Raw genomic sequence first — 21,766 nt, forward strand, 5'->3', positions numbered from 1 at the left:
ATACCAACGATTTCGCATTTCCCGGGTTCTTGCCACCATGCGCCGCCATGTCCACCTCTCTTGCCGCCACGGCAGGGCCGGGTTTCAGCCCGTGCCGCCATCGACCATCCTGGCCAGGGTCTCGGCCAGCCATTTCCCGAATGAGTCTGCGCCAAGGGGCTGCATGGGTGTCGGCATGGGCATGGGCATGTTCATCTCCGTGCTCCCGGCAGGCTCAGGCTGCAGCCGTGGGCGGCGCCATCGCGGCGGCGGCATCGGCACGGCGGCGCAGGCCCCGTTCCCAGAGCTTTTCATGGAAGAAGAAGGCCACGGCCTGGACAGTGGGCTCCAGCAGGCTGAGCGTCAGCGCGGCCCAGAGGTTGCGGGTCACGGCATAGGCCACGGCCGCCGCCACCGTGACGTGGATGACGTAGTAGCTGGCGGTTTTCATCAGCGTGTGGCGGTGGTGGTGCAGGGTCTGGCGGATGCGGGTCATGGGGCTTTCCTCGGGGCTTTTCTCGTGATGAGACTCCATGCTAGGTGTGATCAATAGCTGCGGCCAATCGAAAATGATTATCAAAGACATGAAGACTATCGATGGCGGGCAGGCAGGTGCCGTGGCCCTGTGCCATTCAGGGGGGGCGCCATGAATTGGGACGAGATCTTCGTGCTCGGATGGGCACCCCATCCGCAGTGGTTCCAGTGGCTGCATCCGGGCCTGGTGGCGCTGTCGGTGGTGGTGGCCGTGGCCACGTCGATGATGGCCATGCAGATCGCGGGGCTGGCGCGCAATGCCGCCTCGCCCCGGATACGCCGCACCGGCGTGCTGACCGGCGCCTTCTGCCTGGGCGCCGGCATCTGGGCCATGCACTTCATCGGCATGCTCGCCTTTGTGCCCTGCACCTTCGGCGACTACGACCCCTGGATCACCGCGCTGTCCATGCTGCCCAGCATGCTGGCGTCCTGGCTGGCGCTGACGCTGATGGTGCGGCCCCGGCTGTCCGCCCAGGCGCTGGTCGGCGGCGGCGTGCTCATGGGGCTGGGCATTGGCTCCATGCACTACATCGGCATGGCGGCGGCCCAGACCTGGAGCCTGATGCTCTACGACCCCTGGGGCGTGCTGCTGTCGGTGATCGTGGCCGCCACCATGGCCATGCTGTCGCTGTGGGTGCGCTTTCGGCTGGGCAACACGGGCCGCCTGTGGCCCACGCTGGTGGCCGGCATAGTCATGGGCCTGGCCATTTCCTGCATGCACTATGCGGGCCTGTACGCACTGCGCCTCAAGCCCGGTATCGATGCGCTGGCGCAGCAGCAGGCGCCCACGCATGCGCTGCTGGTGTTCTCCATCGTGGGCGTGGTGGTGCTGATCTTCGGCCTGGTGCTCGCGGTCAACATGACGCTGCGCTACCGCCAGATCTACCGGCAGGTCCAGCGCAGCGAGTCGCGCCTGCGCGCCGTGGTGGATACGGCGGTGGACGGCATCGTGATGATCGACGGGCGCGGCAGCATCGTCTCGTTCAACGGCGCGGCCGAGCGGCTGCTGGGCTGGACGGCGCAGGAGGTGCTGGGCCGCAGCGCCAGCCTGCTCATGCCTGCGTCGGGCTGCGATGGTGAGGGCGGCTCGCTGGAAAAGCAGCTGGCCACGGGCTTTGCAGGCCTGCTCGGCTCCAGCCGCGATGTCCATGCCCTGCACAAGGACGGCACGCAGATCGCCGTGCGCCTGGCCGTGGGCCGGGTGGCGATTGCGGGCGATCCGCTGTTCGTGGGCTTTGTGACCGACATCCGCGAGCGCCGCCAGATGCTGCAGTCGCTGCGCCGCAGCGAGGAGCAGTACCGCACCCTGATCAACAACGTGCCGGGCACCACCTTCCGCTGCCTGTACGACGGCAAGTGGACGCCGCTGCTGCTCAGCCGCTCCATCAAGGAGCTGACCGGCTGGACGGAGCAGGACTTCACGGACGGACTCACGGGCTGGGACCGGCTCATCCATGCCGAGGACCGCGACCGGCTGGAGGCTGCGGTCTCGCATTCGCTGTCACGGCGCCAGACCTACAACGCCGACTACCGCCTGCTGCACCGCGACGGCAGCACCCGCTGGGTGTCCGAGACCGGGCGCGGCGTCTTCAACGAGCACGACGAGCTGACCTGGATCGACGGCGTGATCATGGACCAGACGGCGGCGCGCGCGCGCAATGCCGAGTTCGAGGGCACGGTGCGCGCCATCGACCTGTCGCTGGCCACCATCGAGTACGACCTGCTGGGCCAAGTGCTGCGCGCCAACCGCAATTTCCTGGACCTGTTCGGCTACCGGCTCGACGAGGTCGCGGGCCGCCACCACGGCATGTTCTGCGAGCCCGGCTATGCCCACACGCCCGAGCATGTGCAGTTCTGGCGCCGCCTGGCCGAGGGCGAGTTCCAGGCCGGCGAATTCCTGCGCTGCGGGCGCGAGGGGCGGCGCATCTGGGTGCAGGCCACCTACAACCCCATACGCGACGCCGACGGCCGGCCCTACAAGATCGTCAAGCTGCTCACCGACATCAGTGCCCAGCGCAAGCTGGCCCAGGAGCTGGTGCTGGCCAAGGAGCATGCCGAGGCCGCCGCCGCCGCGCGCAGCACCTTCCTGGCCAACATGAGCCACGAAATCCGCACGCCCATGAACGCCATCATCGGCTTCACCGAGGCGCTGCGCGAAACCGCCCTGCAGCCCACGCAGGCGCGCTACCTGGACACGGTGCACTACGCGGCGCGCTCCATGCTGCGCCTGCTCAATGACATCCTGGACACGGCCAAGCTCGACAAGGGCGCGGTGGAGCTGGAGATCGAGGATTTCTCGGTGCGCGAGCTGTGCCAGCAGATCCTGGCGTCGCTGCGCATCACGGCCGACCGCAAGGGCCTGGACCTGCGCCTGGACTACGACCCGCACACGCCGGCGGCCCTGCGTGGCGACGGCATGCGCGTGCAGCAGATCCTGGTGAACCTGCTGGGCAATGCCGTGAAGTTCACCGAGCGTGGCCATGTGCTGCTGCGCGTGCGCTACGAGCAGGGCGTGCTGCAGCTCGATGTGCATGACACGGGCATCGGCATCGCGCCTGAGAAGATCCACCGCATCTTCGACCCCTTCGCCCAGGCCGACGCCTCGACCACGCGGCGCTTTGGCGGCACGGGCCTGGGCACGACCATCTCGCGCCAGCTGGCCGAGCTCATGGGCGGCAGCATCCAGCTGCACAGCACCGTGGGCGTGGGCACGGTGTTCGAGGTGCGCCTGCCCCTGCCGGTCGGCGAGAGCCCGCTGTCCGAGCGCGGCGCGGCCAGCCGCGGCCTGCCGCCGCTGCACATCCTGGCCGTGGACGATGTGCCCGAGAACCTGGAGCTGCTGCAGATCAACTTCTCCAGCCAGAACCACCAGATGGCGCTGGCGCATGACGGCGCCGAGGCGCTGCGCTGCGTGCAGGCGCAGGAGCCGCCCTTCGACGTGGTGCTGATGGACCTGCAGATGCCGGGCATGGACGGCCTGGCGGCGGCGCGCGCCATCCGCGTCTGGGAGCGGCAGCTGCAGCGCCGGCCCGTGCCCATCGTCGCGCTGTCGGCCAGCGTGCTGGAGAAGGACCGCAGCGACGCCAGCGCCGCCGGCATGGACGGCTTTGCCTCCAAGCCGCTGGACATGGCGCGGCTGCAGGCCGAGATTGCGCGGCTGCTGTCGCTGCAGGTGGCGCTCAAGGAGGCCAGGCCGCCCGCGCCCGCCAGTGCCCAGGCGGGGCTGCCTGATGTCACGGTGGACTGGGCCTCGGGCATTGCGCTGTGGGGCCGGGTCGATCCGCTGGTGGCCGCCATTCGGCGCTTTCTGAACGAGCAGCTTGATCTGGCCGATCGCCTGCGCCGCGCCCTGCAGCGCCCGGGGGCCGAAGCCCTGGTGGGCCTGGCGCACCGCGTGCGCGGCGCGGCAGGCAACCTGGGGCTGCAGGCTGTATACCGCCTGGCATCGCGCCTGGAAGGCCATGCGCAGGATGGCGCCCCGCAGCCCCAGCTGCTTGCCCTCATCGACCAGTTGCAGCAGGCGCTGGATGCCGTGACGCAGGAGCTGCGCCAGCGCCATCCGGCCGCCATGCCGGTGGCCGAGGTCGCGGGCCAGGCGCTGCCCGGCGGCACGGCACCGGCGCCGCCCGTGGCCGATGCCGGGCCGCAGGGCGGCGCGTCCTGCCTGCCGGCCGATGCCCGGCCCTGGCTGGAGCGCATCGTTGCCGCATTGCAAAGCGGGGAGCTGGACGGGCAGGCCATGCAGGCCCTGGTGCGCATACTGACGGCCGAACAGCTGCAACCACTGCAGCAGGCACTGGATAATTTCGACTTCGAGCGTGCGCAGGAATGCGCCCAGCAGCTGCAGCAGCAACTGCCCTCGATCGATGGAGACAGAGCATGAATGCGCCCAATCTACTGGCAACGGACAAGCGCCCGCGCCTGCTGCTGGTCGATGACGACCCGACCAACCTGCATGTGCTGCGCCAGATCCTGGGCGAGGACTACCGGCTCTCGTTCGCCACGGACGGGCGCAAGGCACTGCAGCTGGCACAGCACCAGCCGGACCTGATCCTGCTGGACATCATGATGCCCGAGCTGGACGGCTACGCCGTGTGCCGCCAGCTCAAGGCACATGCCGACACCGCCCGCATCCCGGTGATCTTCATCACGGCCCTGTCGGACGGGCAGGACGAGGCGCTGGGCTTTGCCTCCGGCGCGGTGGACTACATCGTCAAGCCCGTGCGTGCGCCTGTGGTGCGCGCGCGGGTGCGCAACCACCTGTCGCTGGTCAAGCTCGACGAGTTGCGCAGCACCCGCCTGCAGATCGTGCAGCGCCTGGGCCGCGCGGCCGAGTACCGCGACAACGAAACCGGCATGCACGTGATCCGCATGAGCCACTACGCAAAGACGTTGGCGCTGGCGGCGGGCTGCACGGACGAGTGGGCGGACGACCTGCTCAACGCCGCGCCCATGCACGACGTGGGCAAGATCGGCATCCCCGACGCCATCCTGCTCAAGAACGGCCCGCTGACGGCCGAGGAATGGACGGTCATGCGCCGCCATCCGCAGATCGGCGCCGAGATCATTGGCGAGCACGACTCCCAGGTGCTGCAGATGGCCTACAGCATTGCGCTGACCCATCACGAGAAATGGGACGGCACGGGCTACCCGCAGGGCCTGGCGGGCGAGGACATTCCGCTGGCCTCGCGCATCGTGGCCGTGGCCGACGTGTTCGACGCGCTCACCACGGAGCGCCCCTACAAGCACGCCTGGACCGTGGACGACGCCATGGAGCACATAGAGCAGCAGGCCGGCGCCCACTTCGACCCGCGCCTGGTGCCGCTGTTCATCGGCCTGCGCCCGCAGCTGGAAGACATACGCGAGCGCTGGAAGGATTGACTGCACCGGCAGCACCGATTCCGGCAGGGCATGCTGGGGCATGGGCCATCGCTTACCCTGGCGGGCCTGCCATCGCCGCTCAAATGACCTCTCCATGTCTTCTACCCCGTCCCTCGCTGGCCGCTTCCATGTCCGCGCACTGACCGCTGCCGACCTGTCCGATCTGCTGCACATCCAGCTGGCCTGCTATGGCGCGGACTATGCCGAGAGCGGCGAGGTCTTTGCGCGGCGCCTGGCCAGCGCGGTGAACTGCTCGCTGGCGCTGGAGCAGGGCGGCCGGGTGCGCGCCTACCTCGCGGCCTACCGCAGCCGGATGGCCAAGATCACCCCGCTGCACGGTGACTTCGAAGCCGTGGAGCAGGCCGACACCCTCTACCTGCACGACATGGCCGTGCACCCCGACGCTGCAGGCCAGGGCCTGGCGCGCGCGCTGCTGGCGCCGCTGTGGGACAGGGCGCGTGCCGAGGGCCTGCGCCACACGGCCCTGGTCTCGGTGCAGGGCTCACGCGGCTACTGGGAGCGCCATGGCTATGCCGTGCAGGCGCTGGTGAACCCGCTGCAGCAGCAGCGCCTGGACAGCTATGGCGACGGTGCGCTGTACATGGTCCGGCCGCTGTAGGGGGCGGTGTCGCGTGGGTGGCCGGCAGGGCGTGTTGAGGGCGTGTTGATGGGGTTTTGGCCGGGGACGTGGTGGCCGCCTCTGGTCATAATGCGCGCCATGCCCGATCGCTGGAAACCCAATGTCACTGTGGCGGCCATCATTGAGCGCGATGGCCGTTTTCTGCTGGTGGAAGAAGACACGGCCGATGGCGTGCGCTACAACACGCCCGCAGGCCATCTCGACCCGGCCGAGTCGCCCATCGCCGCCTGCGTGCGCGAGGTCGATGAGGAAACCGCGCACGACTTCGTGCCCACGGCCCTGGTCGGCATTTACCTGAACCGCTTCGTGCGCACGCGCACGGGTTCGGACATCACTTATCTGCGCTTTGCATTCACGGGCGAGCTGGGGGACTTCCGGGCCGGCCAGCCGCTGGATGACGGCATCCTGCGCACGGTCTGGATGACGCTGGACGAACTGAAGGCCTGCACAGCCCAGCACCGCAGCCCGCTGGTGATGCAAAGCATCGAGGACTACCTGGCCGGCCGCCGCTATCCGCTGGAGCTGATCCATACCGATCCCAGCGTGATGCAGGCTCCGCAGCCCCACTGAGTCACCAAGGCACCGAGCACCATGCCGGCCCTGTCTGTCACAAAACGCCACGCTCCCGCGTCTTGATGGCATGCAGACCTCCTCCGCCCCTGACGATCCCCTGGCGCTGTTCGAGCGCCACCGCCCGCGCCTGTTCGGCCTGGCCTACCGCATGCTGGGCCAGCGCGCCGATGCCGAGGACCTGGTCCAGGAAGCCTGGCTGCGCTGGCATGGCGCCGAGCGCGCCGGCATCGAGCAGCCCGAGGCCTGGCTGGTCTCCGTGACCACGCGCCTGGCCATAGACCGGCTGCGCCGCCTGCGTGCCGAGCGCGAGCACTACCAGGGCTTCTGGCTGCCCGAGCCCCTGGTCCAGCCCTGGGCCGAGGAGTCCGCGCCCTCGGCCGAAGACCTGCTGGAGCGGGCCCACGACGTGTCCACGGCCCTGATGTTCGTGCTGGAGCAGCTCACCCCCGACGAACGTGCGGCCTTCCTGCTGCGCGAGATCTTCGATGCCGACTATGCCGAGGTGGCCCAGACCCTGGGCCGCAGCGAGGCCGCCTGCCGCCAGCTTGTGCACCGCGCCCGCAGCCATGTGCAGGCCGGCCGCCCGCGCTTTGCGGCGCCGCCCGAGGCCCATGCCGCGCTGCTGCAGCGCTTTGCGCAGGCCGTGCAGGGGGGAAACTTCGCGCAGATCCAGGCGCTGTTCGCGCCCGATGCCGAGCTCATCAGCGACGGCGGCGGCAAGGTGCCCTCGTTCGGCCGCGTGCTGGAGACGGGCCGGCGCCTGGCCCTGCTGTACTTCGCCACCACGCGCCGCATGCGGCGCAACGGCCAGCAACAGAGCCTGCATCTGGCGCGCGTCAACGGCCTGCCAGGCCTGCTGCGCTGCATCGACGGCGAACTGGAGTCCGTGCAGACGCTGCTGGTCGAGGACGGCCTGATCCGCTGCATCTACACGCTGCGCAACCCCGACAAGCTGGCCGGCGTGGCCGTGCCGGCGCCATTGCCGTTCCCTGCAGGCCCTGCCGCGTAGTCAGATGGTCAGATGAACTGAAGATCGCGGGGCGTGACGCCCTCGAACACGCGCTGCAGCTGGGCCAGGCTCAATCCATACATGCGCTGGAACAGGCCGCCCAGCACGGCGCGGTACTCGTTGAGCACGGGGTGGTCGCGGTTCTGGAACAGGTTTTTCTGATTGACTTCGACCTGCTCGCCCACGATGCGACCGCCCGCGCGCGAGGACAGCCCGCCGCCCAGCAGCCAGTAGGTCGTGCCGTGGCCGTGGTCCGTGCCCTTGTTGCCGTTCTCGCGGAAGGTGCGGCCGAACTCGCTGATCACCACCACCACCGTATGCCGCCAGGCTTCGGGGCCGATCTCCTGGGCAAAGCCGGCCAGGCCCCGGCCCAGCTCGTCCAGCCGCCCGGCCAGCGCGCCCGTGGCGCCGCCCTGGGCCACGTGCGTGTCCCAGCCGCCCACATCGACGAAGCCCAGGTCGAAGCGCTCGCGCATCAGGGCCGCCATGCGCTGCGCCACCAGGGCAAAGCCGCGTGCGCTGATGGCATTGCGCCCGGCCTGGTCCATTTCCTCCTGCACGCTGCGCTGCACGGCATCACGCACCGCAAAGCCCTCCTGCACGGCCGGGCCCAGGGCAGTGCCCGCGTACATGGCGGCAATGGCCTGGCTGCGGCGATCGTCCAGGCCGCCCTTGCCCACGGATGCCAGCGCCATGTTGGCGGCCGGCAGGCTGCCGCGCAGCAGCAGTGGAAGCTGGGGCGTGAAGGCCATGGGCGATACCGCCGTGCGGCCATCCTGTCCCAGCACCTGGGCCAGCCGGTTCAGAAAGCCCGACTGGTAGCTGCGGCGCCCGTCCAGGCCCTGGCCCAGCTCGATGGAGTCCTGCGTCTCGAAATGGCTGCGCGACAGGTCGTGCGTGCCCGCAAAGGGCACAAAGCAGGCCTGGCCTGCCTGGAACAGCGGGTGGATGCTGTCCTGCAGCACCGGGTGCAGGCCCCAGCGGTCGTCCAGCGCCAGGGCGCCCCGGGCCTCGCCGGGCCGGGCAATGGCGATGCTGGGGCGGGCCTCGTAGTAGAAGTCGCTGTGCGTGGGCACGAGCAGATTGCTGCTGTCATAGGCGCCGCGCAGGAACACCAGCAGCAGGCGCGGCGTGGCTGGCTGGGGCGTGGCGGCTTGCAGCCGGCCCAGGTGGGCGGCAAAGGGCAGGGTGGAGGCCAGGGACAGAAAGTGGCGTCGCTGCATGGACAGTCTCCCGGGGGTCAGCGGAACATCATTTCGGGGGCGGACAGGAAGTAGGTATTCCAGTCCGCCGGATTGCGGGCCTGGGCCAGTGCCGCCTGCGTGGCCTGGCTCCACTGCGGCAGGCGCTGGCGCACGCTGGCCAATTCCGACAGCGTGGGGTAAGGCGGCTTCTCCAGCGCGTCTGCGGGGTCGGCGCGGAACAGCACGGCGCTGCGCGTGGCGATCTGGCGCGCCACCTCGAAGCGCGCCGCCATCTGGCCCGAGCTGGCCCAGTCGGACTGCATCTGCGGATAGCCGTCCGGCGTCTCATGCGCATAGAGGTTCTGCCCCAGCCGGTTGACCCAGCCCAGCACCGGCGCCACGTCGGCCGCCACGCGCTGGTCCACCGACAGCCGCGTGGCGGCCAGCACGTAGTGCAGCGGATCGCGGAACTTGCGGCCGAAGCGGGCGGCCTCGGGATCGGCCAGCAGCGTGGCCACGGTGGCCGCGATATCGCCCCGGCTGCGCGTGAAGGCCTGGGCCGTGCGCTGCACCAGGGCGGGCGGCGGATCGTCGGCAATGAAGAACACCGCCAGCTTGCGCGCGATGAACTGTGCCGTGGCCGGCGAGGCGACGATGCGGTCCAGCGCCTCCTGGACCTCGGCCATGCCGCGTGCGCGCAGGGGCTGGCCCAGGAAGGTCTTGGGGCCGTAGTCGTGCCGGTTGGGGTTGAACTCGAAAAAGCCCGAGCGCAGGTAGTCGCCCTGGCGCTCGGGGCGCATGCGCGGCGGCGGCGTGCCGGCCGGCTGCAGGCTGATGCCCACGCCGGTCAGGATGCGCGCCATCTCCTGCACATCGGCCTGGGTGTAGCCGCTGCCCACGCCCATGGTGTGCAGCTCCAGCAGTTCGCGCGCGTAGTTCTCGTTGATGCGGCCTGCCGCATTGCTGGCGTTGTCTAGGTAGCGCAGCATGGCCGGGTGGCGCAGCGAGGCTTCCAGCAGGCTGCGAAAGCTGCCCAGCGCATGCGGGCGTATGGCCTGCTCCTCGTAGTCGCCCACCCAGGCGCGGATATCGGCCTTGCGCAGGCTGACGCTGAAATGGTTCATCCAGAACCAGGTCATCTGCTCCTGCAACTGCGCCGGCGAGTACAGCGCGCGGATCACGAAGCGCTTCTGGGCATCGTTGCCCAACTGGTTCAGCGTGCGCTGGTAGGCCTGCTGCAGCGTGGCCTTTTCATCGGCCGATGCCGCCTCCTGCACGGCCTTGCGCTGGGTCTCCAGTTCCAGCAGCACCTCGTTCATGGGGCGCTGGCTGATGCTCAGCTGGTCAATCCGTTGCTGTGCCTGCGGCGGCAGCGGCCGGGGGCCGGGCTGCAACTGCCGGGCCAGCCAGGCTTTGAGGCCCAGGCGCTGCAGCTGTGCATCCTCGCTGTCGGTGGCGCCCCAGGTCACGCGGTCCAGCCATTGCTGGCGCTGCGCGGCGGTGAGGGGCGCATCGGGCAGGGCCTGGAGTGCAGGCGTTGCGGAGGAGGGCGGCGCCTGCAGGGGCGCGCAGCCCGTGGCCAGGGTGATGGCGCAGAACGTGAGAGCGATGGCGAACGGCGATGTGCGGCGCATGGTGTCTCGGTGGTTAGGGGGCATCCATTGGACGCCAGCATCCTCCGCCCATGTGCTTCGCCCTGTAAAGCGCCAGTAGCAAAAAGTAAAAGGCAAAAAAAAGCGGAGTGTGAAGCACTCCGCTTTATCTGAGGAACCCGGCCTTACTTGCTTGCCCGGCTTGCGCACTCCGCGCAGTGTCCGTACAGGGCCATCGAATGGTCCTGGATCACCCAGCCCTTGGCCTTGGCGATCAGGTTCTGGCGCTTTTCGATATCGGGATCGTAGAACTCCTCGACCTTGCCGCAGCTGGTGCACACGAAGTGGTCGTGGTGCTGGCCTTCATTGAGTTCGTAGACGGCCTTGCCGCTCTCGAAATTGCTGCGGATGAGGATGCCGGCCTGCTCGAACTGCGTGAGCACGCGGTAGACCGTGGCCAGGCCGATGTCCGAGCGTTCGTCCAGCAGCACGCGGAACACGTCTTCGGCCGTCATGTGGCGTTGCGCACCCGTCTGGAAGATCTCCAGGATCTTCAGGCGGGGAAGCGTGGCCTTCAGGCCGGTACTCTTGAGTTCGTCGATGTTCTTCATGTCTGGGTCTTTGGCAGAGACTGCCCGCTGGACTGCCACCATGGCAGGCGCGGGGCGGCGAACAAAATGGCCCTGGTGCCAGGGGCGTCGCATGATCGCAAGCCCTAGGGACCAGCCGCTACAATGATCCACGATCATATCCCTATGCTGATACCAATGCATGTTCAAGCCCGTTGCCGCACGAGTGCGGCCCTGATGCTGTCGATCGGGGTGGCGCTGGCAGGCTGCAGCAGCCTCGATGGCGCCGCGCACCGAGTCGCCAATGTCGTCACTCCCTACAAGGTCGAGGTCGTCCAAGGCAACTTCGTCTCCCGTGAACAGGTCGAGGCCCTGCAGCCCGGCATGAGCCGCCAGCAGGTGCGCGACATTCTCGGCACGCCGCTGGTCACCAGCGTATTCCACGCCGACCGCTGGGAATATGTGTTCACCATCAAGCGCCCCGGCGTCGATTCGCAGGTGCGCAAGCTGACCGTCTTCTTCAACGGCGACCTGTTTGCCCGCTCCGAAGGCGACGAGATGCCCACCGAGGCCGAATTCGTCGCCAGCCTGGGCTCCAAGAAGAAGCTGGGCAAGATTCCTCAGCTGGAAGCCAGCGAGGAGCAGCTGTCCAAGTTCCCGGCCGCCAAGCCTGTGCAAGAGCCCGTGGCTGCCGAGCCGCCGCCCACAGCGGCCAGCTACCCGCCACTGGAATCCGGCGCCCGTTGATATCGCCGCCCGCGCGCCGCAAGGCATGCGGGCGTTTTTCCGTGGATGGCGGCCGCCGCAGTGCCTGTCTGGCGCCGCTTTTGCCTGCTGTCCATGCATTGAGCTTGTGCATCCCTTTCCCGACATGAACGCCACGACTGCCACTTCCTCCAGCAACAACCAGCGCCTGCGTGTGGCCGTGGCCGGCGCCTCCGGCCGCATGGGCCGCATGCTGATCGAGGCCATCGCGCAAAGCGATGACCTTGCGCTGGCCGCCGCGCTGGACCGCGCCGACAGCCCTTCGCTGGGCACCGACCCCTCGGCCTTCCTGGGCCAGCCCAGCGGCATCGCCATCGAAAGCGATGTGCGTGCCGCGCTGTCCAAGGCCGATTGCCTGATCGACTTCACGCGCCCCGAGGGCACGTTGGACCACCTGGCCATCTGCGCCGAGCTGGGCGTCAAGCTGGTCATCGGCACCACGGGCTTCAGCGACGAGCAAAAGACCCGCATCGCCGAGTACGCCCAGCGCACGGCCGTGGTGCTGTCGCCCAACATGAGCGTGGGCGTGAACGTCACCTTCAAGCTGCTGGAGATGGCGGCCAAGGCGCTGTCCAGCGGCTATGACATCGAAATCGTCGAGGCCCACCACCGCCACAAGGTCGATGCCCCCTCGGGCACGGCCCTCAAGATGGGCGAGGTCATCGCCGAAGCCCAGGGCACGAAGCTGGCCGACCGCGCCGTCTACGAGCGCTTCGGCCACACCGGCGCGCGCGAGCACAACACCATCGGCTTTGCCACCGTGCGCGGCGGCGACATCATCGGCGACCACACGGTGCTGTTCGCGGGCACGGGCGAGCGCATCGAGATCTCGCACAAGTCCAGCAGCCGTGCCGGCTATGCGCAGGGCAGCCTGCGGGCGGCGCGCTTCCTGGCAGGCAAGGCAACGGGCCAGTACGACATGAACGATGTCCTGGGTCTGTGATGGCACAGACCCAGGGCCGTAGCGCCGCGTACCTCTCTTTGGCCATACGGGCGAGATAAAGACCATGACCGGCCCACTCTGGCTCTGGTGGCAGCAAGGCGACGCCGTGGCGCGCGGCACGGCGCTGCTGCTGCTGGCGCTGTCGGTGGCCAGCTGGGTGGTCATCGTCTGGAAGATCTGGTTCATGGCCGCCAGCCGCCGCCGCGTTCCACAGGCCATTGCGGCCTTCTGGAGTGCGCCGGACCTGGCCACGGGCCAGGCCCGCATGGCCGAGGGCGATCGCCAGCAACTGGTGGCGCCCATGGCCGGGGCCGTATCCCAGGCCCTCGCGCCCACGGGCAGCAGCGGCATGGCGCTCTCGGGGCGCGCAGCGCGCTCCGTGCGCCTCACGCGCGGCCTGCGCCAGGCGCTGCAGTCGGCCAGCCACCAGCTTCAGTGGGGCCAGACCCTGCTGGCCACCGTGGGCGCCACGGCGCCCTTCGTCGGCCTGCTGGGCACCGTTTGGGGCATTCACCACGCGCTGGCCACGCTGGCCGGCAGCGGACAGATCGGCATCGAGCAACTGGCCGGCCCTGTGGGCGAGGCCCTGGTGATGACGGCAGCCGGCCTGGCCGTGGCCCTGCCGGCCGTGCTGGCCTATAACCTGCTGGGCCGCGCCGCCGCCCAGATGGAAGCCCTGCTCGAAGGCTTTGCCCATGACCTGCAGGCCATGTTCGGCCTGGAGCAGCCGGGGCAGGCGCAGCAGGATGACGGCATGCCCGTCGCCGGTCTGCCGGCCGGCCCCATGGAAGCGCCCTGACCGGGCGGCCAGGCAGGAGCGCACATGGCCTTCGGACGACTGAGCGGCAAGGAGAGCGTCCCCCAGCCCATGCACGCCATCAACGTCACCCCGCTGGTGGACGTGATGCTGGTGCTGGTGGTCATCTTCATTCTTGCGGCGCCCATGCTGGCCGCCTCCCTGCGCGTGCAGTTGCCCCAGGCCCAGGGCACCCAGCCCATGGCGGCTGCGGGCGAGGACGATGCGCTGCTGCTGGAGGTCGATGCGCAGGGCGCGCTCTGGGTGCAGGGCCAGCCCACCACGCCCGAGGCACTGCGCGAGCGCCTGGCCCGGCTTGGCGCCCGCAATCCCCAGGCCGAGCTGCAATTGCGTGCCGACCAGGCCGTGCCCTATGGCCGCGTGGCCGAGCTCATGGGCTGGGCCCACGCGGCGGGCCTGACGCGCATGGGCTTCGTGGCGGAGCCTGCGCGAAGCCAGGAGGGCCGGTCCGCCGCCGTCCTGGGCCCCTCCGGCGCCGGGCGCTGAAACGCCTCCGGGCCTGCGCCCGCGAACCTATTGGTGTCCTTCGGGCCAGCGCTCGCTGCCCGCCAGCCGCAGATGCTGGCCATGGTCCGAGGAACGCTGGTACAGGCTGAGCCCAAACAGCGGCAGCATGCCGATCAGGTGGTCGAAGATCGCGCCCTGTATGGCCTCGTACTCCACCCAGACCGTGGTGCTGGTGTAGCAAAACAGCTCCAGCGGCACGCCCATGGGCGAAGGCTCCATGGTGCGCACCAGCAAAAACATGTTCGGCGTCTTGTGGATGTGCGGATGGCGCAGCAGGTAGGCGTATGCATAGGCCTTGAAAACGGCCAGATTGCTGAGTTGCTGCGCGGCCATCTCGCTGCCTGCAGGCGCGTCGGCCATGCGCAGGTCGCCGCTGCGGGTCCAATGGTCCTTCAGGGGCTCCAGCAGCGCCAGTTTCTGCCGCTGCTCGGGCGTCAGCAGGCGGATGGTGTGGGCGTCTATGTGCAGCGAGCGGCGGATGCGGCGCCCGCCCGACTCGAACATGCCGCGCCAGTTCTTGTAGCTGTCGCTCATCAGCCGCCAGGTGGGAATGGTGGTGATGGTCTTGTCCCAGTTCTGCACCTTCACCGTGTGCAGCGCGATGTCGATCACGAAGCCATCGGCGCCGACCTGGGGCATCTCTATCCAGTCGCCCACGCGCAGCATGTCGTTGGAGCCCAGCTGCACACCGGCCACGAAGGACATGATGGTGTCCTTGAAGATCAGCATCAGCACGGCCGAGGCCGCGCCCAGGCCCGACAGCAGCAACAGCGGCGAGCGGTCCACCAGGGTGGCGACGATGAGCACGATGGCGATCAGGAACACCAGCAGCTTGCCCAGCTGCACATAGCTCTTGATCGAATGGGCCTGCGTGGCCTTGCGCTCTTCCTTGAGCTCGTGCGCCTCGTTCATGGCGTTGAGCAGGGCGCTGATCACGCGGGCCACGTGGTAGATGGTGCAGGCGATGGCCAGGTTCAGGATCAGCGTGGCCCACTGCGGCTGCAGCTGCGGTATGGCCTGCACGCCCGACTGCATGACCAGCGAAGGCACGGCCTTGGCCAGCCGCTGCAGCACGCTGTCGTGCAGCAGCACCTGCGCCCATTCCATCTCCACCAGCGTGCTGCGCATGCGCGGCAGCACACGCAGCAGCAGCCATTGCACGACAAACCCCGCCGAACGGGCCAGCAGCACCAGCGCGCACAGCGCGGCCAGGGCCTGCATGACGGGATCCCAGCCGGAAATCAAAGACCAGTTCAGCAAGAAAAACTCCAGGGCGTTGCAGTGCCGGCTTGCCTGCAGCCGGCACCATGAGGCCGCGCGCGGTGGCGGCATGCCCGGGAGATGCGCATCGGTTCCTGCGCAAGCCCGGGCTGGCGATGGAGGAACGCCTGCGGCATGGCGCCGCAGAGTTGGCAAGCATACGCAGTGCGGCTTTTCCCCGTGCCACAGGCGGGCAAGCGGCCGCCGATGACGCAGTACCGCCTGCGGGCTTGTGGGCGGCTTCGGGCACGGCCGGGCCGGGGGCCTAAAATCGCCGGTTGATTCCGGCAATCCACCTTGTCAGGCCTCTGGGCCGCAGCACCATGCAAGAGAAATACAACCACATCGACGTTGAGCGCGCAGCGCAAGACCACTGGTCCGCCCGCGACGCTTACCGCGTGACCGAAGACCAGGCCAAGCCCAAGTTCTACGCCTGCTCCATGCTGCCCTACCCCAGCGGCAAGCTGCACATGGGCCATGTGCGCAACTACACCATCAACGACATGCTGACGCGCCAGCTGCGCATGAAGGGCTACAACGTCCTCATGCCCATGGGCTGGGACGCCTTCGGCCTGCCGGCCGAGAACGCTGCGCTCAAGAACAAGGTGCCGCCCGCGCAGTGGACCTACGACAACATCGCCTACATGAAAAAGCAGATGCAGGCGATGGGGCTGGCCATCGACTGGAGCCGCGAGATCGCCACCTGCGACCCCGACTACTACAAGTGGAACCAGTGGCTGTTCCTGAAGATGCTGGAAAAGGGCATTGCCTACCGCAAGACCCAGGTCGTGAACTGGGACCCGGTGGACCAGACCGTGCTGGCCAACGAGCAGGTCATCGACGGCCGCGGCTGGCGCACGGGCGCGCCGGTCGAAAAGCGCGAAATCCCCGGCTACTACCTGAAGATCACCGACTACGCCCAGGAGCTGCTGGACCATGTCCAGGTGGGCGGCGACAAGGCCACGCTGACCGGCTGGCCTGAAAAAGTCCGCCTGATGCAGGAAAACTGGATCGGCAAGAGCTCCGGCGTGCGCTTTGCGTTCACCCACGACATCCGTGGCGCCGACGGCCAGCCCATCCAGGACGGCCGCCTGTACGTGTTCACCACGCGTGCCGACACCATCATGGGCGTGACGTTCTGCGCAGTGGCGCCCGAGCATCCGCTGGCCCTGCATGCCGCCGCCACGAGCCCCAAGCTGGCCGCCTTCATCGAAGAGTGCAAGAAGGGCGGCACCACCGAGGCCGAACTCGCGGTCAAGGAAAAGGAAGGCCTGCCCACGGGCCTGTTCGTCACGCATCCGCTGACGGGCGCCCAGGTCGAGGTCTGGGTCGGCAACTACGTGCTCATGAGCTACGGCGACGGCGCCGTCATGGGCGTGCCCGCGCATGACGAGCGCGACTTCGCCTTTGCGAAGAAGTACGGCATCGCCATCCGCCAGGTCATCGCGGTCGAAGGCGAGGCCTTCAGCACCGAGGCATGGGCCGACTCGTACGGCGACAAGCAGCGCGCTGTCTGCATCGATTCCGGCGAACTCGACGGCCTGTCCCATGTGGCGGCCGTGGACAAGGTGGCCGAACTGCTGGCCGCCAAGGGCCTTGGCGAGAAGAAAACCACCTGGCGCCTGCGCGACTGGGGCGTGAGTCGCCAGCGCTACTGGGGCACGCCGATTCCCATCATCCACTGCGAGGACTGCGGCGCCCAGCCCGTGCCCGCCAAGGACCTGCCCGTGGTCCTGCCCCAGGACCTGGTGCCCGACGGCTCGGGCAACCCCCTGATCAAGAGCGAAGCCTTCCACGCCGGCGTGGTCTGCCCCTGCTGCGGCAAGAGCGCGCGCCGCGAGACCGACACCATGGACACCTTCGTGGACTCGTCCTGGTACTTCATGCGCTATTGCGACGCCAGGAACAGCGAGCAGATGGTGGCGGAAGGTGCCGAGTACTGGATGCGGGACCAGAATGCCGCCACCGGCGGCAGCGGCATGGACCAGTACATCGGCGGCATCGAGCACGCCATCCTGCACCTGCTGTACGCGCGCTTCTGGACCAAGGTCATGCGTGACCTGGGCCTGGTCAAGGTCGATGAGCCCTTCACCAAGCTGCTGACCCAGGGCATGGTGCTCAACCACATCTACAGCCGCCGCACGGCCAAGGGTGCCAAGGAGTACTTCTGGCCCAAGGATGTCGAGCATGTGTTCGACGAGACCGGCAAGATCGTGGGCGCCAAGCTCAAGGCCGAGGTGGACAGCGCCGATGGCCTGCTGCCCGTGGGCACGGACATCGACTACGAGGGCGTGGGCACCATGTCCAAGTCCAAGAACAACGGCATCGATCCGCAGGAGCTGATCGAGAAGTACGGCGCCGACACCGCGCGCCTGTACACCATGTTCACCGCGCCGCCCGAGCTGACGCTGGAGTGGAACGATGCCGCCGTCGAAGGCAGCTACCGCTTCCTGCGCCGCGTCTACAACTTCGGCGCCAAGCTGTCGCAGATGGACATGGCCGGTGCCGTGCAAAGCGTGGCCGGCGCCAAGTCGCTGGACGACGTGGAGTTCGGCAAGGCCGCCAAGTCCCTGCGCCTGGAGATCCATACCGTGCTCAAGCAGGTGGAATACGACTACCAGCGCATGCAGTACAACACCGTGGTCTCGGGCGCCATGAAGATGATCAACGCGCTGGAGGACTTCAAGTCCTTCGACGACGCGGGCGCCCAGGTGGCGCTGATCGAAGGCTTCGGCATCCTGCTGCGCGTGCTCTACCCGGCCACGCCCCACCTGGCCCATGCGCTGTGGAGCGAGCTGGGCTACGCCGCCCACCTGGGCGACGTGCTGGATGCGCCCTGGCCCCAGGTCGATCCCCAGGCCCTGGTGCAGGACGAGATCTCTCTGGTGCTGCAGGTCAACGGCAAGCTGCGCGGGGCCATCCTGGTGTCCTCGACGGCCGACAAGGCCGAGATCGAGCGCATCGCCCTGGCCAACGAGGAATGCCAGAAGTTCACCAACGGTGCCGTGCCCAAGAAGGTGATCGTGGTGCCTGGCCGCCTCGTGAACGTCGTGGTCTGACCCCCTGGGCGCCGGGCCTGCCCGGCGCCCGCAAGGAACAAGCATGCAAAAACGTACCCTGCTCACCGCCCTGGCCCTGGCTCCGCTGCTGGGGGCCTGCGGCTTTCGCCTGCGGGGGGTGCCGACCTTCGTGTTCCGCTCGCTGTACATCCAGGCGGGCCGGGGCTCTCCGGTAGCGCGGGAGCTGTCGCGCAATCTGGCCAGTGCCAGCGACAAGCTGACCGTGCTGCGCGATCCGGCATCGCCCGACGATGCCGAAGCGATCTTCCAGATCGTCAGCGAGCGGCAGGAGCGGGTCATCGTCGGCATGAACGCGCTGGGCCAGGTGCGCGAGTTGCAGCTGCGCCTGCGCGTGCGCTTCAAGCTGCGCACGCCCAATGGCGACGAGCCGATTCCCGAGACCGAAATCCTGCAGCAGCGCGATGTGACGTACAACGAAACCAACGCGCTGTCCAAGGAAGCCGAGGAGGCCATGCTCTACAAGGACATGCGCACTGACATCGTGCAGCAGTTGCTGCGCCGTCTGGCGGCCGTCAAGAGCCTGACCTGAGTTCCATGCAGCTTGCCCTGAACCAGCTTGGCGGCCATCTGGCCAAGGGCCTGCGCCCGCTTTATGTGCTGCACGGCGACGAGCCGCTGCAGCAGCAGGAGGCGGCCGATGCCATCCGCGCCGCGGCGCGCGCGGCCGGCTATACCGAGCGCAGCAGCTATACCGTGGCCGGCGCGCATTTCGACTGGAGCGCCGTGCTGGCGGCCGGTGGCTCGCTGTCGCTGTTCGCCGACCGGCAGATCGTCGAGATCCGCATTCCCTCGGGCAAGCCCGGCAAGGACGGCGGCGCCGCGCTGCAGCAGATCGCCGAGTCCGCGCGGGGCAACGACAGCACGCTTACCCTGGTCCTGCTGCCGCGCCTGGACAAGGCCACCAAGACGGGGGCCTGGTTCAGCGCGCTGGAGGCCCAGGGCATGACGCTGCAGATCGATCCCATTGAGCGCGCCCAGTTGCCGGCCTGGATTGCCCAGCGGCTGGCGGCCCAGGGCCAGCGCGTGGCACCCGGCGAGGAAGGGCAGCGCACGCTGCAGTTCTTTGCCGACCGCGTCGAAGGCAACCTGCTGGCCGCGCACCAGGAAATCCAGAAGCTGGCGCTGTTGCATCCCGAGGGTGAACTGAGCCAGGCCCAGGTCGAGCAGGCCGTGCTCAATGTGGCGCGCTACGACGTTTTCAAGCTGTCGGAGGCCGTGCTGGGCGGGCAGCTGGCGCGCGTCTCGCGCATGCTCGATGGCCTGCAGGCCGAAGGCACGGCCGAGGTGCTGGTGCACTGGACCCTGGCCGAGGACATCCGCGCCATCTGCCGCGTGAGGGACGCCATGGCCGCAGGCCAGCCCCTGCCGATGGCGCTGCGCGCCCAGCGCATCTGGGGCGTCAAGGAACGCTTGTTCGAGCGCCTGCTGCCGCGCATCACCGATGCCCAGGCCGCACGCCTGCTGCAATCGGCCCACGCGGTGGACGGCATCGTCAAAGGCCTGGCCTTCGAAGGCTGGCCGCGCGACGGCTGGCAGGCCCTGCGCCGCCTGGCCGTGGACCTGGCCCAGGCCGGCGCCAAGGGCTGACGTACCGTTCCTAGCGCGTCTTTTCCAGCTGCGCCTGGGCCTTGGTGGCCCAGGTCTCAAGGTTGTCCAGCAGGTCCTTCTGGCTGAAGGAGCAGCTTTCCTCGCTGAACAGCGCGCTGGACTCCAGTCGGTCCAGCAGATTGAGCAGCACTTCGCCGTAGCGCGGCGGCAGGGCCTGCAGCAACTCCGACGAGGCCCTGGCCTGCTGTCCGAGCACGGCGGCCGACAGCTGCTGCTGTGCCAGTTGGGCGAAGCCGGCGTGCAACTGGGCGAGCTGCTGGGCGGCGAGAAGAGTGTCGTGGCTGGTGGACATGGCGGGAAACCTCTGCGTACTGGGCAGCAGTGTAGGGTGGCCGCGACATCCTGCCGGCCGCCGCAACGCGGGGTTTGCCCTCTGGCGGCCGTGCGCAGACGCATCCCGGCCGCATCGCAGCCGCATGTCGGCGCGGGGCATGCCCGGTCCCGGTGCGCAAATGGGCGCAACTCGGCGAGAATCTCGGAATGAACGCGCTCAATATCGTCGAATACACCCACAACCTGGGCGTTCAGGCCAAAGTGGCCTCCGCCCAGATGGCCCGAGCCTCGGCTGCCGTCAAAAGCCGCGCCCTGCTGGCGCTGGCGCGCCTGCTGCGGGAGAACGTGGAGCCGTTGCAGACCGACAACGCCCGTGACCTCGACCGCGCCGTGGCCAACGGCCTGTCCGCACCCATGGTGGACCGCCTGCGCCTGACGCCCAAGGTGCTTGAAACCTGTGCCCAGGGCTGCGAACAGCTGGCATCCATGGCCGACGTGATCGGCGAGATCATCGGCATGAAGCAAATGCCCAGCGGCATCCGCGTGGGCCAGATGCGCGTGCCCATCGGCGTGTTCGGCATGATCTACGAGAGCCGCCCCAACGTGACCATCGAGGCGGCCAGCCTCAGCATCAAGAGCGGCAACGCCTGCATTCTGCGCGGCGGCTCGGAAGCCATCGACTCCAACAAGGCACTGGCTGCCCTCGTCGCCAGGGCGCTGGCCGAGGCCGGCCTGCCCGAGCACGGCGTGCAGCTGGTGCAGACCACGGACCGCGAGGCCGTGGGCCAGCTCATTGCCATGCCCGACTACGTGGACGTCATCATCCCGCGCGGCGGCAAGGGCCTGATCGAGCGCATCAGCCGCGAGGCCAAGGTGCCCGTCATCAAGCACCTGGACGGCAATTGCCACACCTATGTCGATGATCCCTGCGACATCGCCATGGCCGTCAAGGTGGCCGACAACGCCAAGACCAACAAGTACAGCCCCTGCAACGCCAGCGAGAGCCTGCTGGTGGCGCGCGGCGTGGCCGCCGAGTTCCTGCCGCAGATCGGCGCCATCTACGCCGCCAAGGGGGTCGAGATGCGCGGCTGCCCCGAATCGCTGGCCATCCTGAAGTCCGTGGCCGGTGCCCAGCTGGCCGAGGCCACCGAGCAGGACTGGAGCGAGGAATACCTGGCGCCCATCATCAGCGTCAAGATCGTCGCGGGTGTGGACGAAGCCATCGCCCACATCAACCGCTACTCCAGCCACCACACGGATGCCATCCTCACGCGCGACCACATGCATGCCCAGCGCTTTCTGCGCGAGGTGGACTCGGCCAGCGTCATGGTCAATGCCAGCACGCGCTTTGCCGATGGCTTCGAGTACGGCCTGGGTGCGGAAATCGGCATCAGCACCGACAAGTTCCATGCGCGCGGTCCTGTGGGCATCGAAGGTCTCACCTCGCTCAAATACGTGGTGCTGGGTGAAGGCGAAGTCCGCACCTGACCGGACCTTGCTGCGCGCCGGCAGGCACCCTGCCGGGACGCCCCGCGCCGGGATGCCCCGCGCC

19 protein-coding genes are annotated in these 21,766 nt (G+C 68.4%); 13 read left to right on the forward strand and 6 right to left on the reverse strand.

Going from position 1 to position 21,766, the window contains the following annotated elements:
• Positions 1 to 214: 214 nt before the first annotated feature.
• The gene (locus tag LGR64_RS28350; protein ID WP_013804781.1) at positions 215 to 475 is read right to left on the reverse strand and encodes a DUF2061 domain-containing protein; all 261 of its coding nucleotides are present in this window, start codon (positions 473 to 475) and stop codon (positions 215 to 217) included.
• Positions 476 to 625: 150 nt separating this feature from the next.
• Between LGR64_RS28350 and LGR64_RS28355 the strand changes: the two genes are divergently transcribed.
• From LGR64_RS28355 to sigJ, 5 genes are all read left to right on the forward strand, one after another.
• On the forward strand, positions 626 to 4,396 hold the full coding sequence (locus LGR64_RS28355; RefSeq protein WP_141833140.1) for a PAS domain S-box protein: 3,771 nt from the start codon (positions 626 to 628) through the stop codon (positions 4,394 to 4,396).
• Positions 4,393 to 5,394 carry an HD-GYP domain-containing protein gene (locus LGR64_RS28360; RefSeq protein WP_034397447.1) on the forward strand — a complete coding sequence of 334 codons (1,002 nt, stop codon included), beginning with the start codon at positions 4,393 to 4,395 and terminating at the stop codon, positions 5,392 to 5,394. The genes LGR64_RS28355 and LGR64_RS28360 overlap by 4 nt, the downstream gene beginning before the upstream one ends.
• 94 nt (positions 5,395 to 5,488) lie before the next feature.
• Complete coding sequence (locus LGR64_RS28365; protein WP_141833142.1) at positions 5,489 to 6,013, forward strand: GNAT family N-acetyltransferase; 525 nt, start codon at positions 5,489 to 5,491, stop codon at positions 6,011 to 6,013.
• A 90-nt stretch (positions 6,014 to 6,103) separates the two neighbouring features.
• Positions 6,104 to 6,604: an NUDIX hydrolase gene (locus tag LGR64_RS28370; RefSeq protein WP_141833144.1), complete on the forward strand. Its 501-nt coding sequence runs from the start codon at positions 6,104 to 6,106 to the stop codon at positions 6,602 to 6,604.
• A gap of 70 nt (positions 6,605 to 6,674) precedes the next feature.
• The gene (gene sigJ, locus LGR64_RS28375; RefSeq protein ID WP_141833146.1) at positions 6,675 to 7,616 is read left to right on the forward strand and encodes an RNA polymerase sigma factor SigJ; all 942 of its coding nucleotides are present in this window, start codon (positions 6,675 to 6,677) and stop codon (positions 7,614 to 7,616) included.
• Between the two features lie 8 nt (positions 7,617 to 7,624).
• Here sigJ and LGR64_RS28380 read toward each other — a convergent pair whose 3' ends face one another.
• The 3 genes from LGR64_RS28380 to fur all read right to left on the reverse strand — a co-directional run bounded on the left by LGR64_RS28380 (position 7,625) and on the right by fur (position 11,003).
• Positions 7,625 to 8,839 carry a DUF1501 domain-containing protein gene (locus tag LGR64_RS28380; RefSeq protein ID WP_141833148.1) on the reverse strand — a complete coding sequence of 405 codons (1,215 nt, stop codon included), beginning with the start codon at positions 8,837 to 8,839 and terminating at the stop codon, positions 7,625 to 7,627.
• Between the two features lie 17 nt (positions 8,840 to 8,856).
• Positions 8,857 to 10,434: a DUF1800 domain-containing protein gene (locus LGR64_RS28385; RefSeq protein WP_141833150.1), complete on the reverse strand. Its 1,578-nt coding sequence runs from the start codon at positions 10,432 to 10,434 to the stop codon at positions 8,857 to 8,859.
• Positions 10,435 to 10,577: 143 nt separating this feature from the next.
• On the reverse strand, positions 10,578 to 11,003 hold the full coding sequence (gene fur, locus LGR64_RS28390) for a ferric iron uptake transcriptional regulator (protein WP_034397437.1): 426 nt from the start codon (positions 11,001 to 11,003) through the stop codon (positions 10,578 to 10,580).
• A 156-nt stretch (positions 11,004 to 11,159) separates the two neighbouring features.
• On the opposite strand from fur, the gene LGR64_RS28395 reads away from it, so the two are divergent.
• The 4 genes from LGR64_RS28395 to LGR64_RS28410 all read left to right on the forward strand — a co-directional run bounded on the left by LGR64_RS28395 (position 11,160) and on the right by LGR64_RS28410 (position 13,972).
• Positions 11,160 to 11,708: an outer membrane protein assembly factor BamE gene (locus LGR64_RS28395; protein ID WP_088166376.1), complete on the forward strand. Its 549-nt coding sequence runs from the start codon at positions 11,160 to 11,162 to the stop codon at positions 11,706 to 11,708.
• Between the two features lie 124 nt (positions 11,709 to 11,832).
• A complete protein-coding gene (gene dapB, locus LGR64_RS28400) occupies positions 11,833 to 12,669 on the forward strand; it encodes a 4-hydroxy-tetrahydrodipicolinate reductase (protein WP_141833152.1) in 837 nt (278 codons plus the stop codon).
• Between the two features lie 64 nt (positions 12,670 to 12,733).
• Positions 12,734 to 13,468: a MotA/TolQ/ExbB proton channel family protein gene (locus tag LGR64_RS28405; RefSeq protein WP_141833154.1), complete on the forward strand. Its 735-nt coding sequence runs from the start codon at positions 12,734 to 12,736 to the stop codon at positions 13,466 to 13,468.
• 24 nt (positions 13,469 to 13,492) lie between these two features.
• Positions 13,493 to 13,972, forward strand: coding sequence for an ExbD/TolR family protein (locus LGR64_RS28410; RefSeq protein ID WP_141833156.1), 480 nt, complete (start codon positions 13,493 to 13,495; stop codon positions 13,970 to 13,972).
• Positions 13,973 to 13,999: 27 nt separating this feature from the next.
• Here LGR64_RS28410 and LGR64_RS28415 read toward each other — a convergent pair whose 3' ends face one another.
• Entirely contained in the window at positions 14,000 to 15,214 is a 1,215-nt protein-coding gene (locus tag LGR64_RS28415) for a mechanosensitive ion channel family protein (RefSeq protein WP_141833185.1), read from the reverse strand.
• 362 nt (positions 15,215 to 15,576) lie between these two features.
• Here LGR64_RS28415 and leuS point away from each other — a divergent pair, with 362 nt between their 5' ends.
• From leuS to holA, 3 genes are read left to right on the forward strand one after another with little or no spacing between them, the layout of a single operon-like run.
• Positions 15,577 to 18,312: a leucine--tRNA ligase gene (gene leuS, locus LGR64_RS28420; protein ID WP_141833158.1), complete on the forward strand. Its 2,736-nt coding sequence runs from the start codon at positions 15,577 to 15,579 to the stop codon at positions 18,310 to 18,312.
• Between the two features lie 43 nt (positions 18,313 to 18,355).
• Positions 18,356 to 18,862 (forward strand): LPS-assembly lipoprotein LptE, encoded by a 507-nt coding sequence (locus tag LGR64_RS28425; RefSeq protein ID WP_012207799.1) that lies wholly within the window; start codon positions 18,356 to 18,358, stop codon positions 18,860 to 18,862.
• 5 nt (positions 18,863 to 18,867) lie between these two features.
• A complete protein-coding gene (holA, locus tag LGR64_RS28430) occupies positions 18,868 to 19,920 on the forward strand; it encodes a DNA polymerase III subunit delta (RefSeq protein ID WP_012207798.1) in 1,053 nt (350 codons plus the stop codon).
• 10 nt (positions 19,921 to 19,930) lie between these two features.
• Here the strand turns inward: holA and LGR64_RS28435 are convergent, their stop codons facing one another.
• Positions 19,931 to 20,233 carry a hypothetical protein gene (locus tag LGR64_RS28435; protein WP_013804767.1) on the reverse strand — a complete coding sequence of 101 codons (303 nt, stop codon included), beginning with the start codon at positions 20,231 to 20,233 and terminating at the stop codon, positions 19,931 to 19,933.
• Between the two features lie 188 nt (positions 20,234 to 20,421).
• Between LGR64_RS28435 and LGR64_RS28440 the strand changes: the two genes are divergently transcribed.
• The gene (locus tag LGR64_RS28440) at positions 20,422 to 21,702 is read left to right on the forward strand and encodes a glutamate-5-semialdehyde dehydrogenase (protein ID WP_012207797.1); all 1,281 of its coding nucleotides are present in this window, start codon (positions 20,422 to 20,424) and stop codon (positions 21,700 to 21,702) included.
• The last annotated feature ends 64 nt before the right edge of the window (positions 21,703 to 21,766 follow it).

The sequence above is a fragment of the Delftia sp. Lp-1 genome, from assembly GCF_020523835.1.
In the GTDB taxonomy this organism is placed as follows: Bacteria; Pseudomonadota; Gammaproteobacteria; order Burkholderiales; family Burkholderiaceae_C; genus Comamonas; species Comamonas acidovorans.

Coding starts and splice junctions, on each gene's coding strand:
- dapB (WP_141833152.1), top strand. CDS start 11,833: ATGAACGCCACGACTGCCACTTCCTCCAGCAACAACCAGCGCCTGCGT.
- LGR64_RS28360 (WP_034397447.1), top strand. CDS start 4,393: ATGAATGCGCCCAATCTACTGGCAACGGACAAGCGCCCGCGCCTGCTG.
- LGR64_RS28380 (WP_141833148.1), bottom strand. CDS start 8,839: ATGCAGCGACGCCACTTTCTGTCCCTGGCCTCCACCCTGCCCTTTGCC.
- LGR64_RS28410 (WP_141833156.1), top strand. CDS start 13,493: ATGGCCTTCGGACGACTGAGCGGCAAGGAGAGCGTCCCCCAGCCCATG.
- LGR64_RS28415 (WP_141833185.1), bottom strand. CDS start 15,214: ATGCAGGCCCTGGCCGCGCTGTGCGCGCTGGTGCTGCTGGCCCGTTCG.
- LGR64_RS28370 (WP_141833144.1), top strand. CDS start 6,104: ATGCGCGCCATGCCCGATCGCTGGAAACCCAATGTCACTGTGGCGGCC.
- LGR64_RS28355 (WP_141833140.1), top strand. CDS start 626: ATGAATTGGGACGAGATCTTCGTGCTCGGATGGGCACCCCATCCGCAG.
- LGR64_RS28405 (WP_141833154.1), top strand. CDS start 12,734: ATGACCGGCCCACTCTGGCTCTGGTGGCAGCAAGGCGACGCCGTGGCG.
- fur (WP_034397437.1), bottom strand. CDS start 11,003: ATGAAGAACATCGACGAACTCAAGAGTACCGGCCTGAAGGCCACGCTT.
- LGR64_RS28395 (WP_088166376.1), top strand. CDS start 11,160: ATGCATGTTCAAGCCCGTTGCCGCACGAGTGCGGCCCTGATGCTGTCG.
- LGR64_RS28385 (WP_141833150.1), bottom strand. CDS start 10,434: ATGCGCCGCACATCGCCGTTCGCCATCGCTCTCACGTTCTGCGCCATC.
- LGR64_RS28435 (WP_013804767.1), bottom strand. CDS start 20,233: ATGTCCACCAGCCACGACACTCTTCTCGCCGCCCAGCAGCTCGCCCAG.
- LGR64_RS28365 (WP_141833142.1), top strand. CDS start 5,489: ATGTCTTCTACCCCGTCCCTCGCTGGCCGCTTCCATGTCCGCGCACTG.
- LGR64_RS28440 (WP_012207797.1), top strand. CDS start 20,422: ATGAACGCGCTCAATATCGTCGAATACACCCACAACCTGGGCGTTCAG.
- LGR64_RS28350 (WP_013804781.1), bottom strand. CDS start 475: ATGACCCGCATCCGCCAGACCCTGCACCACCACCGCCACACGCTGATG.
- sigJ (WP_141833146.1), top strand. CDS start 6,675: ATGCAGACCTCCTCCGCCCCTGACGATCCCCTGGCGCTGTTCGAGCGC.
- leuS (WP_141833158.1), top strand. CDS start 15,577: ATGCAAGAGAAATACAACCACATCGACGTTGAGCGCGCAGCGCAAGAC.
- LGR64_RS28425 (WP_012207799.1), top strand. CDS start 18,356: ATGCAAAAACGTACCCTGCTCACCGCCCTGGCCCTGGCTCCGCTGCTG.
- holA (WP_012207798.1), top strand. CDS start 18,868: ATGCAGCTTGCCCTGAACCAGCTTGGCGGCCATCTGGCCAAGGGCCTG.